This window comes from Chryseobacterium sp. 22458, from assembly GCF_052044975.1.
GTDB lineage: Bacteria > Bacteroidota > Bacteroidia > Flavobacteriales > Weeksellaceae > Chryseobacterium.
On record NZ_JBQEOA010000002.1, the window covers coordinates 303,925 to 318,873 of the forward strand.

At 36.5% G+C, this 14,949-nt stretch carries 10 protein-coding genes; 3 read left to right on the top strand and 7 right to left on the bottom strand.

The window, feature by feature from the left end; translation table 11 throughout:
- Positions 1-15 precede the first annotated feature (15 nt).
- Together ACTJJF_RS08755 and ACTJJF_RS08760 are read right to left on the bottom strand one after the other, a co-directional pair.
- Complete coding sequence (locus ACTJJF_RS08755) at positions 16-2,400, bottom strand: M1 family metallopeptidase (protein ID WP_440699401.1); 2,385 nt, start codon at positions 2,398-2,400, stop codon at positions 16-18.
- Positions 2,401-2,467: 67 nt separating this feature from the next.
- Positions 2,468-3,046: a HupE/UreJ family protein gene (locus tag ACTJJF_RS08760; RefSeq protein WP_312298570.1), complete on the bottom strand. Its 579-nt coding sequence runs from the start codon at positions 3,044-3,046 to the stop codon at positions 2,468-2,470.
- A 150-nt stretch (positions 3,047-3,196) separates the two neighbouring features.
- Between ACTJJF_RS08760 and ACTJJF_RS08765 the strand changes: the two genes are divergently transcribed.
- Together ACTJJF_RS08765 and ACTJJF_RS08770 are read left to right on the top strand one after the other, a co-directional pair.
- Complete coding sequence (locus tag ACTJJF_RS08765; RefSeq protein WP_440699402.1) at positions 3,197-6,427, top strand: S8/S53 family peptidase; 3,231 nt, start codon at positions 3,197-3,199, stop codon at positions 6,425-6,427.
- Positions 6,428-6,507: 80 nt separating this feature from the next.
- The gene (locus ACTJJF_RS08770; protein WP_440699403.1) at positions 6,508-7,023 is read left to right on the top strand and encodes a DUF6702 family protein; all 516 of its coding nucleotides are present in this window, start codon (positions 6,508-6,510) and stop codon (positions 7,021-7,023) included.
- Here the strand turns inward: ACTJJF_RS08770 and ACTJJF_RS08775 are convergent.
- From ACTJJF_RS08775 to ACTJJF_RS08795, 5 genes are all read right to left on the bottom strand, one after another.
- Entirely contained in the window at positions 7,020-7,613 is a 594-nt protein-coding gene (locus tag ACTJJF_RS08775; protein WP_440699404.1) for an ACP phosphodiesterase, read from the bottom strand. The two genes, ACTJJF_RS08770 and ACTJJF_RS08775, sit on opposite strands and share 4 nt — an antisense overlap.
- Positions 7,610-8,317, bottom strand: coding sequence for a VanW family protein (locus ACTJJF_RS08780; RefSeq protein ID WP_440699405.1), 708 nt, complete (start codon positions 8,315-8,317; stop codon positions 7,610-7,612). The genes ACTJJF_RS08775 and ACTJJF_RS08780 overlap by 4 nt, the downstream gene beginning before the upstream one ends.
- On the bottom strand, positions 8,314-8,985 hold the full coding sequence (locus tag ACTJJF_RS08785; RefSeq protein WP_440699406.1) for a class I SAM-dependent DNA methyltransferase: 672 nt from the start codon (positions 8,983-8,985) through the stop codon (positions 8,314-8,316). The genes ACTJJF_RS08780 and ACTJJF_RS08785 overlap by 4 nt, the downstream gene beginning before the upstream one ends.
- Before the next feature lie 54 nt (positions 8,986-9,039).
- Positions 9,040-10,389 (bottom strand): DNA repair protein RadA, encoded by a 1,350-nt coding sequence (gene radA / locus ACTJJF_RS08790; protein ID WP_440699407.1) that lies wholly within the window; start codon positions 10,387-10,389, stop codon positions 9,040-9,042.
- A gap of 248 nt (positions 10,390-10,637) precedes the next feature.
- Positions 10,638-13,235, bottom strand: coding sequence for an NACHT domain-containing protein (locus ACTJJF_RS08795; protein WP_440699408.1), 2,598 nt, complete (start codon positions 13,233-13,235; stop codon positions 10,638-10,640).
- An 89-nt stretch (positions 13,236-13,324) separates the two neighbouring features.
- Here ACTJJF_RS08795 and ACTJJF_RS08800 point away from each other — a divergent pair, with 89 nt between their 5' ends.
- Positions 13,325-14,932, top strand: a complete 1,608-nt coding sequence (locus ACTJJF_RS08800) for a CTP synthase (RefSeq protein WP_312298543.1) — start codon at positions 13,325-13,327, stop codon at positions 14,930-14,932.
- Positions 14,933-14,949 lie beyond the last annotated feature (17 nt).

Below are 14,949 nucleotides of genomic sequence, written 5' to 3' on the forward strand. Positions count from 1 at the left end.
TCGTTAAAAAAATTATTAGCTTTTTCCTGCTGCCTGCATTGGATTTACCTTTCCGTTGGCACCTCCTCTTACAGGGCCGCCTTCCTGTTTTTGTTTGAAAAGCTGGAATTTTGAAGTTTCTGTACCGGCTCCGGCGCTGCTCCAGAAATTATTGGTAGTATCAATGTCTGCAGTTTCTCGCATTGGGTCCAGTTGAATAGACTTCAGCTTCTTGTCAAAGTAATAAGTTTTTGAAACCTTTTGTTCGTTCAGTCTCCAGATTTGCGCTGCAGATTTATCGTATAATTTTGAGCCGTCTTCAAATGTAAACTCAAGAATGATGGGCATTACCAGCCCGCCTTTGTTTACAAAATCAATCTGATAGGCGGTCATATTTTTGAATTTATCCTTATCCTTGGCATCCAAAGGCAGGGTAGCTTCTTTCTTTGCAGTGTATTCTTTGGTACTTACTTTCTCCTGACCTCTGTCATATCGGTAGTAAAAGTCCTGAGCATCCTTATCCTTATCAACATAGAAGGTGATGTTTTTGTCTTCTCTGTTTCTGATTTTTGAAAGATCTTCAAAACTGTTCACCAAAGGCTTGTCAACCTGATATTTTATTTCTTCAGCCGCTTTTGGATTCGTGTTCAGATCAGGCGTTGCTACCGTTACTTTATCAATGGCAATATCCACAGGATCTGTTCCGTAGAACCAGCCTCTCCAGAACCAGTCAAGGTCTTCACCGCTGGCATCTTCCATGGTACGGAAAAGGTCTGCAGGTTCAGGATGCTTGAAAGCCCATCTTTTCGCATAGGTTTTGAATGCTTTATCAAAAAGTTCTCTTCCCATAATGGTTTCACGAAGAATATTAAGACCTGTAGCAGGCTTTGAATAGGCATTCGGGCCATACTGAACAATATTTTCAGAATTGCTCATGATAGGTTCCAGCTGATCTTTCGGAAGTTTCATATAATCTACGATCGTCCATGCCGGACCTCTTTTTGATGGAAACTTATTGTCCCATTTTTCTTCCGTCAGGTATTCTGTGAATGTATTCAGACCTTCATCCATCCAGGCCCATTGTCTTTCATCCGAATTGATGATCATAGGGAAGAAGTTGTGTCCTACCTCATGGATGATAACACCGATCATTCCGTTTTTTGTTCCTTCAGAATACGTTCCGTCTTTTTCCGTTCTTCCGAAATTGAAACAGATCATCGGATATTCCATTCCGCTGGCAGCTTCTACAGACTGGGCAACAGGATACGGATAAGGAATCGTAAATTCCGAATAGGTTTTTATGGTATGGGCCACCGCTTTTGTGGAAAACTTTCTGTAAAGACCATAAGATTCTTTGGGATAAAAACTCATCGCCATAACCTTATTGTTATTTTCAGGAATCATTACACGCATTCCGTCCCAGACAAATTTTCTGGAAGAAGTCCAGGCAAAATCTCTGACATCTTTGGCTTCAAAAACCCATGTTTTTCTCTGTTTCGAATGGTTTTTCTCCGCTTTTTTGGCCTCATCCAAAGTGACAATTTCTATAGGTTCGGAAGCATTTTCTGCTTTTCTGTATCTGGATAGCTGATCAGAAGTCAGTACCTGATCGTAATTTTTACATTCTCCCGTTCCGCCTACAATATGATCGGCAGGTACGTTCATTGAAACTTTAAAGTCTCCGAAAACAAGCGCAAATTCTCCTCTTCCTGTAAACTGGTGATTCTGCCATCCCTGGAAATCACTGTAAACACACATTCTCGGGTACCATTGTGCCATGGTATAAAGGTCATTGCCATCTTCAGGGAAGTTTTCATAACCGCCACGGCCTCCCATTTTCATCCTGTTGGAAATATTGTAGTTCCAATCTACTTTGAACACGAATTTTTCACCCTTTTTCAATGCTTTGGGCAGGTCAATACGCATCATGGTTTTGTTCACAGTATATTTCAGTGCATTTCCTGAAGCATCCGTTACATTTTCAAGATTTACGCCATAGCCGTTGTCTTTTACAGGAAGCTCAGTCACCTTCAGCTGCTGGTCGGTGGTGGAAGGGCGGAGTACAGATGAAGTATCATAACCTGCATTTCTGATGCTGGAATGTTCGTTTTCATCAAGCTGAAGCCAGATATAATCCAGTTCGTCCGGAGAATTGTTGTAGTAGGTAACTGTTTCCGAGCCTTTCAGATTTCTTTTGTCCTCATCAAGGTAAGCTGTAATGTTGTAGTCGGCCCTGTTTTGCCAGTATCCGTGTCCCGGAGCTCCTGAAGCCGTCCTGTAAATGTTGGGTGTTGGAAGAATAGAACCCAGTTGCTCAAACTTGTTTCCATGATTGCTGCCGGGGTTATTCTGAATATTTTGTGCGGTGAAACCTGTATAAGCAAATACAGAAAGTGAAAGTATAACAACTTTTAGTTTCATAACCGAAATGATTTAATAATTATCAAAGATAGTAATAAACAGCTGAAAAAATCAAAATATTTCAAGCTTAGAAAGGAATTCTTTCTAAAGTCATTTTTAAGGATAAGGCAAATACTCCTGAAGAAACAAAGAGTATCCAGTCTTTTTTATTCACTTTAAAAAGATTCAGCAAAACAAAGAGGATGATTAAAATGGCAAACACAATCACGATCTGTCCCAGTTCCAGCCCAATATTGAACCCAAGAAGAGGAAGAGCTATACTTTGGCTCTTGGCAATCATTACCCTTGCTGTATTGGCAAAGCCCATCCCATGAACAAGCCCAAAGATCAGAGCCAGATAATAATTGGCCCGCATCAGGGTTTGTTTTTGATTTTTCATGATAATATTATCCAGAGAGGTCAGAACAATCGTAAGCGGAATTAAAAATTCAACCCAGTCGGAAGGAACCCGGAAAACGTCCAGAATGCTCAAAGCCAGTGTGATAGAATGTCCGATGGTAAATGCAGTTACCAGAATCAGAATTTTTTTCCAGTCGCTGTAAGAATAAACGGCAATTAAAGCCAGAACAAACAGCTGATGATCTAAAGCGTCCAGTGAGATAATATGTTCCCATCCAAGGTTTAAATAAAATAGAAAGTCCTGCATTGTGATAATAGATTATTAGGTTTTGAATTTTTTGTTAAAATATATGAGTTATTATGTTTATTCTAATTTTTATTATTAATGTTTATCGATATTTTGCATTATTTTTTTATCGGATAAAAATTGTATAATTGTATTGTTAAAAAAATGAAAATGGATATTAAAAAATTATTTTTTACAAAAGTAAACATTTCACATGGAGGAGCGAAGCTTCTGAGAAATGCAGCCGCTGCTTTTTTGGGGTTATATTCCTATGGTTTTAATGCGCAGGTACAGAAGCTGGATTCCCGTTTCGATCTGTTATTGAAAAATAAGGAAAATATAGCCAGAGGAAGGGTGGTAAAAGACCTGGAACGTGCTGATATGAAGCTGGATCAGCATCTTGTGGTAACTTCAAAAGGAGCACAAACAATGTACTCATGTATTATCTATACCAAAGAACCCGAAAAACTGAAATCAGAAGGGTTCCTGGTTCAGAGCCAGTTGCCAACTTTTTCTACCGCTTTGGTTACTATTGAAGATATTGAAAAGCTGATGCAGCTTCCTTATGTAACTTCTGTCATGGGGCCGGCATTTGATGAGCTTCATAATGATGTGAGCAGAGCGCAATCGGGAGCAAGTCTTTTACAGGACGGGGTTTTCAACAATACCGCTTATAACGGAACAGGAGTATTGGTAGGAATTTATGACTCCGGGATAGACTGGAAACATCCGGATTTCAGAAAAGCTGATGATCAGACAAAAAGCAGAATTGTTTCCATCTGGGACCAGACCTTAACAGCTCAAGGGACAGAAACAACTCCTACGGGATTTTCAACAGGGGTAGAGTATACCAGAGCTCAGATAGAAGATGAACTGGATGGAACCCCTACAGGTTTTGTAAGAGAAAATGACACAAACGGACACGGAACCCACGTATCCGGAACTGCTGCCGGTAACGGTGCCGCTTTTGCAGATAAAAGACATAAAGGATTCTCTTCTGATGCAGATATTGTTTTTGTAAAAGGAGGAAACGGATCTTTTCCAACGACCAATACCATCAATGCTTTAACGTATTTCAAAAATGTAGCTACAGCTTTGAATAAACCAATCGTTGTCAACATGAGTATTGGAGGGCAAGGTACAGCCCATGACGGGACAGCATCTCATGAAGTTGCCGTAAATAATTTTACAACATCCGGACCGGGAAGAGTAGTGGTAATTTCTGCAGGAAATGATTATGGGGCGAACCTCCACAGAAAAGTTGATATAGAACCTAGCGGTTCTCAGACTTATAATTTTACAGTGGCAAGCAATACTTCCGCAGCAACAGTATTTTCCTTTCTGATGTATGCCAATGATAATTCTCCGGTTACTGCAAAACTGACTACGCCTGATGGGCAACAATATACCCAGAATATAAGTACTAATACTGCCCATAGCATACTGGGAGGTGGTTTTACAGCTACCATGTATAATTATTGGAGTACAGATAATAATAAAAGATATGTTCAGTTGGTAATAAGCAGAAATTCAGGATCTACAGTCAATTGTCAGGGAAACTATACATTGGAAATTACCAATAATGGAACACAGGCAATAGCAGCCCATGGCTGGTTATATAGCAGAGGGGTTACTACCACTTTACAAAATGGAGATAATGAATATGTTGTAGGCTCACCGGGAAATGCATCTAATGCTATTACTGTGGCTTCTTATATGGGAAGAGCGAGCTGGTATTCTACAGGTGGTTATTATACACTTACTCCACAGGAGTCCATATCTACATTTAGTGCTCAGGGGCCAAGAGTAGATGGCTTTCAAAAGCCTGATATTGCAGGCTCCGGTCAGAATGTAATCTCTTCGAGATCCGGTAATTCTACTTCGGATGCAACAGATATTATTGGAGGAACCAATTATTATGTTAAAAATCAGGGAACCAGTATGTCTTCACCGGGAGTAGCTGGGGCAGTAGGGTTATTGCTTCAGGCCAATCCTACATTGACGGCTGCACAGGTTAAATCACGTCTTACTTCCAATGCAAGAAAAGATGGAGCAACCGGAACTGTGCCCAATATGAGATGGGGCTATGGTAAACTGGATATCTATAAAGCCGTTACTGATGAATTAGGATGTGTGAAATCTGATTTTGAAATTGTAACCTACGATGAACCTTATATTATTGCCAATACAGAAAGTAACAGTGCAAGCAGTAATTTTGACAATACCGCTTTAGCTGTTCAATATACACCTACATTAACAGGAAAACTGGGTGGCTTTTCATTTATAACAGGATCCGGTGCTATTCCTAGTGATCTTGCCGTTGACATTCAGATAAGAAAGGTAAATGCAAATGGTGATCCAGGTGATATTATTGCAACAAAAACAGTTTCATCATGGGTGAATAATGTCCAAAGATTTACCTGGAATTATGTAGATCTGTCTAGCTTAAACATCCAGATGACTACAGGAAAAGATTTTTATATTGTAATTAATGGGCTGAGTGGAAGAATTGCTGTAAAGTATGAATCTATTTCAGCAAGCGGACGCAGTAAAACCTCTACAGACGGTACGAACTGGACCTCCAGAACATTCGACCTTAAAATGAGAGCTACCATTTATGAAAATATTGCCGAAGTGAAAAATCTGGCTACTTCCAATCAGACTAAAGCCAATGCAGTAGCTGCCGGATATAATTATTTTACCAATGCCTGCCAGCTGATTTCAAGAGTGGAAAAAGAAACGGCAAGTACGGTATCCGGAAACGTGACATCCAAGGTATGGATAGATAATGCACAGCCTGGGTATGTTGTCAGAAGATTTGAGATCAATCCTACGGCCAATGCAACTACGGCAACCGGAAAAGTAACTTTATACTTTAAACAGAGTGATTTCGATGATTATAACCTTGCAAACAGTATAAAACTGCCTTCTTCACCTAATGATATTGCTGCTAAAGCTAATCTTGTCATTGAAAAATATGAAGGAACAAGCAATACCGGAACAGTAGCTTCTTTTGGAACTCCAGCCACTGTCATTACTCCTGATATCAACGATATTGTATGGAATGATACCTACAAATATTGGGAAGTAAGCTTCCAGACTTCAGGTTTTGGAGGGTATTTTGTGAAAACAAGCTCAACATTGGCGACTGCTGATATTAAACTGAATTCAGAAGTAAATATCACTCCAAACCCAGCTAAAGATTTTGTGAATATAACATTAGGCAAATACACTAAAGCTTCTGTAACGATTTATGATGCCTCAGGAAAATTGGTAAAAACGGTAAATGTTAACACCAATTCAGGTAAAATTGATGTTTCAGAACTGGTAAAAGGAACCTATATGTTTACCATTACCCTGAATGATAACCAAAAGATTACCAAGAAAATTATCAAACAGTAAATCTTTATAAAATAAGATCATAAAAGGCAGCAGTTTTTATAACTGTTGCTTTTTTTATATTTGTCACAAAAATAGAATTAATGTCCGGCAGACTTTTTTTTGGATTTCTTTTATCCGTGATGGTAATATTTCAGAGTTTTGTAGGTACTGAGGCTGTTCATCCTTATCATGTAGGTTCCGTAGAAATCAATTATAATGCAAAATCCAGCACTGTTGAGGTGACGGGGAGATTTTTCTTAGATGATCTGGAAAATGGTTTAGGCAAAAAATATGGTGCTGCATTCCATTTTAATGATCCCCAATATAAAACGAAACTGAATGATGCTTTACAAAAATATTGTCAGGAATATCTTAAAATAAAGGCAGATAATAAGTTTTTAAAAATAAATTATATAGGCTATGAAGAAGATCACGAATCTGTCAATGTTTTTCTTGAATCAGAACCTGTAGCAAAGCCTAAAAAATTAGAAGCAGCAGTAAGTTTTCTGTATAATCTTTTTGATGATCAGATCAATATTGTCCATATCATTGTGAACGGAGAAAGAAAAAGCGAAAAGATGGTGTACCCGAACCGTTATCTTTACAAGCAGTTTTAGTTTTCCAGCTGAAGTAACGCATTGATGTCCTGTACATGGACGGTCAGATCAGGAAAAAAATCATTGTAACATTGCTGTAGAAGATCTTTGTTGTTCAGGAAAGCTTCAAAAACCGGAATATCCTTATCAAGGTATTTGGCTTTATTAAGCACATTCTGAATGCTGAATTTAATGCCCCAGTCTTCACGGTAATTGTAAAGCCAGTCATCCTGTTCCATTTTTACCAGCATCTTTTTGAAGTTCTCAGGCAGCCATTTCCCGTTGGCATTCAAAACGCTGTAAACTCTGAGAGAATGTGCTTTCCATTCTGCAAGAGAATATAAGGAAAGATCATTAGCCACAAAATAATCCATTGCAACATCTACAAAGGCTCCGGCATAAAGCCTTACCAAAGGGGCAAATGCTTTTTTAGCTTCGTGAATAGCAGGGTGGGAGTCTGTGAATGTGTCTATGGCCCTGTGCAGTGTAATTCCATCCTGAATATCTTTAGGAAAAGAAAAGCGGTCTTTATTGCGGATAAAATCTTCCAAAAACTGGCCGACAATTTGTCCGTCAGTAAACGTGAGGTAAGAATGAGCCAGATAATTCATAAACGAATATAAAAATTTTTAAACAAAGTTGTGTTGTTGCTTACCGTTTCTACCCAGATCCCCTTTTCTGTTTCAAGGTATTTAAATTCAATATCATGTAAGGCCACCTTATCCGGAGAAATAAGGCTGAGGTGAAGTTCATGATCGTTCACCAGGCATTTCAGCTGAACCGGAAAAGAAAATGAGTTCTGAATCTGCAGATCTTTATAACCATACACTACCGTACAGTCTGATCCCAATGGCGTAAAGCGTTCCTCTTCTTTATAAATATCCATTGAATGAGGAAATCTTTCCAGAATTCTCAAGCCTGACTGCAGTGCCAGATAATACAATATGGAAGAAAACTGGCAGATTCCGCCACCAAAATCACTGGAAATATTATTTTTAATCAAATTTCTTCCTTCCCTGAAATTATTCTTTTCACTAGGCTTTCCGATCATTTTCCAGAAAGAAAATACCTCACCGGGATGAATGACCAGATTGTTGATCTTATTTCCAACCACTTTTAAATTATGAATTTTATTCTGGTGAAAAGCTCCCGTTTTAATGACCTGCTGAAGTGTAATTGCATGAACTCCGATAGGTTCAGAAATATAATTTCGAGGATAGGTATAACTATTCTTCTGTTCATGAATATACCGCTGCAGAAGCTTCAGGTGGAGTTTCCATGAGCCGGGGATCCAATTTTTTAATCTCTGTCTCATAGCTTTTCTAAAACGGTAATATGGTAAGAAGCCCAGTTCTTCAGGAAAGTCCGGCACAGGATAATATCCAGTGGCAGAAAGAATCTTCTTACTGCTTTGGGCAATCTGTGAATAGGAAAAAGAAGAATTCCCGTTGTATTTTTCATCTTCCAGCTGTCTTTTGAAAGGTGTAGAATATCTGAGGGTGAAAAGCTGTTTCCGGCGTGCCAGTTTTCCTGTGGAGAAACTGATTTTTTCCTGGTTTTTACAGGATAATCAAAAATTAAAATTCCATTTTTGCCCAGCTTCTGATGGCATTCATTCAAAAAAGCTTTGGTTTCCTCCTTGTCCTGGTGCATGATCACATGAAAACAGAAAATACAGTCAAACTCCTCATGAAAAGGAATCGCTGAAATCTCTCCTGCAGCCAGTATTTTTTCGGGATGTTTTTGCCGGGCCACATCCAGCATTTTTTCGCTGAAATCAGTTCCGTGTGTGGCAAAATTCAGCAGCCGGCCTGTTCCACAACCCAGATCCAGTATTTTTGAATATGTTTTACCCTTAAAAAAGTCAGTTAAAAAAGCCCTTTCCTGTTGGTCGATATATTGTCCGTAGGTATTGCCGAAACGGTTTTCATCATAGGATTCTGCAAGATTGCTGTAGTAATCACGGATATTTGTTTTCATCATTAAAAAATCTTCTGTTAAGATCTTTAATTTTAATGACTTTTACAAAATTTTTTTCTAGAAAAGTCTTTCATGGAAATCTTCAATTTTACTTACTTCTTCAATCTTGATTCCAAATTTTCTCTTCGGAATTTTATTGAGATTGGAAACAAATATTTTTTCATATCCAAGCTTTTCAGCCTCGGTGATTCTCTGTTCGATCTGGGCAACCGGGCGGATCTCTCCACTCAGTCCGATCTCTCCGGCAAAGCAATAGTGTTCGGAAATGGCAATATCTTCATTGGATGAAAGTACCGAAGCAATGACAGCCAGATCCAGTGCGGGATCATCCGTTTTTATTCCTCCGGTGATGTTGAGAAAGACATCTTTAGCACCCAGTTGGAAGCCTGCTCTTTTTTCAAGCACAGCCAGAAGCATGTTTAATCTCTTGGAATCAAAACCGGTAGAGCTTCTCTGAGGAGTACCATAAACTGCTGTACTTACCAATGCCTGAATTTCCAGAAGCATAGGCCGGTTTCCTTCTAAGGTTACGGCTACTGAATTTCCGGACAGCTCTTCAAATTTTTTGGTAATGAGAATTTCAGAAGGATTTTTAATTTCTTTTAAGCCCTGAGACACCATTTCATAAATTCCGATTTCGGCAGTGGAGCCAAAACGGTTTTTATTTGCTCTCAATAACCTGAAAAGGTGATTCCGGTCACCATCAAAATTTAAAACCACATCCACCATATGCTCCAGGACTTTCGGGCCGGCAATCTGTCCGTCTTTGGTAATATGGCCTACCAGGAATACCGGAGTATTGTTTTCTTTGGCATACTTGATAATTTCATTGGAACATTCTCTGATCTGGGAAACGGTTCCGGGGGAACTTTCGATCAGCTGGGACTGAAGGGTCTGGATGGAGTCGATGATCATGAAATCCGGTTCCAGCTTTTTGGCTTCGTGAAGGATTTTTTCCAGTGAAGTTTCGGTAAAGAGAAAACAGTTTGGGTTTTGGATATCTGTCAGTCTGTCGGCTCTCATCTTGATCTGGGATGCACTTTCTTCCCCGGAAACATAAAAGATTTTCTTCTTCATTTTCAAGGCCAGCTGGAGCAGCAGGGTAGATTTCCCAATTCCGGGCTCACCACCGATCAGGGTGACAGAGCCTAAAACAATGCCGCCTCCGAGAACACGGTTAAGTTCCTCAGAAGGAGTTTTGATTCTCGGTTCCTCACTGGTTTCCACTTCAACAATGTTGATGACATGTTGCTTGCTTTTTGAAAATGGAGGAGTTTTATGGGATGGTTTTTCCACTACTTCTTCCACGAGTGTATTCCATTGTCCGCAGTTTTTACATTGTCCCAGCCATTGGGGATATTGAGTTCCGCAGTTTTGACAGAAATATGCCGTTTTCAGTTTTGCCATACTGCGAAGTTATAAAAAAAGCATTTTTTTCCCGAGAATTAATGAATTAAAAAATTAAAATATAGTATAGGTTAACGGTAAAATTGTTTTCTTATCTAGCTTTACTTATAAATCTTGTTATTTTCTAAAATTTATAATATGAAATTTCACTGGTTGAGGTCTTTCTTTTATAAAAAATAAAATAAAAACGAAATATTGTTGGAATTTTAGTTTATTCTCTCAATTTTGAAATGATCAAGAATAATTTTCTAGAATCTGATATCCTCTATATTGTCATAGTTATCATTTTTTACTCCTCCAGTTTCTATAACTTGATATTTTTCAATAAGATCAGAAGTTAAATATTCAATAGGACCTTTAATAGAGTTAAAAATGAAATTTACGATAGGAGAATTTATTAGACCTTTATCTCCTAATGCCTTAATAAAAAATTCGAAATCATTACTAATATAAAGATATAATAGGATTGGCCCATACCACCACTCTGTTTTGATATATTTAAAATAATCTATTTGCCTATTGGATGCAATTTCTTTAGCTACTAAATGTTCTTGAAATCTTAAATGGCCAAAACCATAATTTTTATTCCCAGTCATGGGGACAAGAATTTCACATGGTGAAATTAGTTCTTCAATTCCTTTTTCTATTTCAATTTTAGTGTATTTGTACTTTAACGTTTTTAAAATATTTTTAGTAATATTTTTTAAATCCATTTCTCTTGCGTTGCAAGAATGTAAATGGAATGCTATTTTTTGTGAAATATTCTCAAGTAAAGAGGGAAGAGAGGTTATTCTTGTTGAAATATGTTTTACATTGTCATAATACCCACAGAATAACTTTAGTCTTTCTTCATATAATCTTATTTCTGTTGTTGGTAAGCTTAATCCATTTTCTGCTAAAACACACAATGTTGTTGTTAGTAAAGGGTTTCTGATAATTTTATCCATTTCTTCATTTTGGTTGAGATGATTTAAAACCTTTTTTTGTATTGAAATATCTCCATCAGTAAACCATTTCTTTATAAATTCTATTCTTTGATTATCAGTAAAAGGGAGAAGTGTTACTGAAAAAAAAGGAATTTTATTAATATATTCTCCATAGTATCTAGAGGATATAATAAATTGGATTTTAGTATAAATTTTTGAAAATGATTTAATTAAGTCTGGCAAATCGGGTTGAAGTTTTATTGCTTCATCAAGTCCATCAAATATAATTATGGTCTTTCTATCTGAGAGATGTTTTTTTAATTCATGTAGGTTTATGAAAACTTCAATTTTCTTTAAGTAGAATATAATTAATTCTTCAATGTATTCTGAACTATTAATTTTATCATTAGAAAAACTAAATTTGAAATCTTTTATAATGTAACCTAACGGTAAGAAGAATACCTTCTTTTCTGATTCTTTCTTTTTATGTGCAAACATTTCAAGACTAGTAGATTTTCCTGCACCAGCTTCTCCTAAAACTGAAATATTTAAACCAGTTTCAAAAACTTCATTTATTGGAAGTCTAAATCTTATATTATTAAGATGTTCTCCATAAGTGTAATTTGATTTTGTTCCTAAGGTTTCTTTAAAATCACGATTTTGAAATTCAAAAAATTTTGAACACTGATTAATAATGTTATCACATTTTCCAATAAAGTCTTTTAATTCTTTCTGATTATATTTTTTATTATTAATTAGTTCTATACCATTTTCAATGTATTTTCTTTTGGCTAGTATTTGTTCACATAAATCTTTCCCAATAATCTTTATTCTAACTTTAAAGTTGTCATTTTTTAATTTTAGTAATTTTTGTTTTTTTGATTGAGTTTGAATGGAATTCTGATTTATTGCTATTTTACTCCTATGATATTTTATAATGGAATCAATGTTGTCAATTTTAAGTCGTTCTTCTGTACTAATAGTTGGCTTTGAGCTTTTTTTTATAGCATTGATTTTTGTGATCTCTTGATTAATATTTTCTGTACTTAAATTATTCTCATTATTTAAGTAATTTATTTGTTCTTGAAGCAATTGTATTTCTGTTGAATTGTCATTATATGCTTGCTCCTTTTTTAAGTATTTTTCTTTTATAATATGAACGTCTTGTTCAAGAAAAGATAAATTAAAGTCATTTTTAATTTCTAAACAGAGATTTTGAAACTTTTTCCATTCATCAAAGTTTAAAGTAATAGTTTTGGTTTTAGGATCGAAACTAGTATTGAAAAATAATTCAGTTGTTTGTTTTCCTATTGAAAAGTCAACATCTGTATAGATCATTTTGATATCTTTAACTCTATCTTTACCAAGTGCTCTTAGAAGAATATCATTGCTGAATTTGGGTGTAAGTTTATTTTTTATTTCAAAATCAATTCCTAGTAAGTCTTTGATTAATTCTGGAGCTTTTCTCGTAATTAAATCTGCAAGTTTGGCGCCATCTATTATTCTTATTTTATCTTGTTGTATTGTTGGAGAATCATCATAAAAAGTGAGAAGTGTTTTAGAATCAATTTCATGAGTGGTAATAAGCCAGACTTTAGACGGTTTTTGTGTGAAACCGTCTGAATGAGGAACCTTTTTATTGAAGCATACTGCTAACTGATTAGCAACTGTTTGAAAACTGTTTGAACTATTAGATGAATTAGTGAATTTGAAATGTTTTACTTGTGCAACATTTAAAAAGGTATCGCCCATTGGGTCATTCTCCCAAAAAACAATATCTTTTCCTTCTTCGGATGTTCCCCCGAAAAATTCCACTTTATTATATCCTAGTGTTTCAAGTAATGGTATAATAATATTTTTTGTAAGATTGTTTTCAGGATAGTTTTTTATTGCTTCTACTAGCTTTTCTTTATTATACATTACATTAATTTAGAAATCTAAAATACAAAAAATCATTACAAAATTGCTTTGTATCTCTTTTTCCCCTAACTTTGCACAAACCTAATCTAATGAGTAAAAAGAATACAAAATACATCTTTGTGACAGGAGGTGTTACTTCATCTTTGGGAAAAGGAATCGTTTCTGCTTCTCTGGGACTATTGCTAAAATCACGCGGTTTTAACGTAACGATCCAAAAACTTGATCCTTATATCAATATCGACCCGGGAACTTTGAATCCTTATGAACACGGAGAGTGTTATGTGACTGAAGATGGTGCGGAGACGGATCTGGATTTAGGTCACTATGAGCGTTACCTTGATGCTCCTACATCCCAAAACAATAACGTTACTACAGGAAAAATCTATCAGACTGTCATTGAAAAAGAAAGAAAAGGAGACTTCCTTGGAAAAACAGTTCAGGTAATTCCTCATATTACTAACGAAATCAAGCGTAGAATTAAAATCCTTTCTAAACAGAACTACGATATCATTATTACCGAGATCGGAGGAACTGTTGGGGATATTGAATCTTTACCATACATTGAAACTGTTCGTCAGCTGAAATGGGAATTGGGAGAGAATAATTCTATGGTAATTCACCTTACTTTATTGCCTTATTTGGCTTCAAGTGGAGAATTAAAAACAAAACCATCTCAGCATTCTGTTCGTCAGCTGATGGAAAGCGGAATTATGGCTGATGTATTGGTTTGCAGAACGGAACATAAAATTCCAAAAGATCAGAGAGCCAAACTAGCTCAGTTCTGTAACGTTCCATTAGAAAACGTTATCGAATGTAAGGATATGGAAACGATCTATGAAGTTCCGATGTATCTTCAGAAGCAGAACTTTGATGATGTAGTTTTAAAAGAACTTGATCTGAAAAGTGATAAAGATGCCGATCTTAAAGACTGGAAAACATTTGTGAAGAAATTCCAGAATCCTAAGAAAACTGTTGAAATTGCATTGGTTGGAAAATATGTATCTCTTCAGGATTCCTATATTTCTATTGCTGAAGCATTCAAACATGCAGGAGCAGACCTTGAGACTGAAGTAAAAGTAAGATGGGTATACAGTGGAGATATTACAGAAGAAAATATTAAAGATACACTGAAAGGTGTGAATGGTATTCTTGTGGCTCCAGGTTTTGGAGACAGAGGAATTGAAGGAAAAGTTCTTACCGCAAAATATGCCAGAGAAAATAAAATTCCGATGTTGGGAATCTGCTTAGGAATGCAGATTATGACCATTGAATTTGCCAGAAATGTTTTAGGACATACAAAAGCAAACTCTATGGAATTTGATACTGCTACTCCGGATCCTGTGATCTCATTGATGGAAGAGCAGAAAAATGTTGTAGATAAAGGAGGTACGATGCGTCTTGGGGCTTGGAAATGTGCCTTGAAAAACGGCTCTAAGCTGAATGATATCTATGGAAGTAAAAATATTTCTGAAAGACACCGTCACCGTTATGAATTCAACAGTGATTATCTTCAGGAATTTGAGAAAAACGGATTCCTGGCTACAGGTACTAACCCTGAAACAGGATTGGTAGAAGCCCTTGAACTTCCTGATCACCCGTTCTATGTGGGTGTTCAGTACCACCCGGAATATAAGAGTACGGTAGCAACGCCGCATCCTTTATTCAGAGCTTTCATCAAGGCTTGCGAAAAGAAATAAGGTAAATTTTTATCATA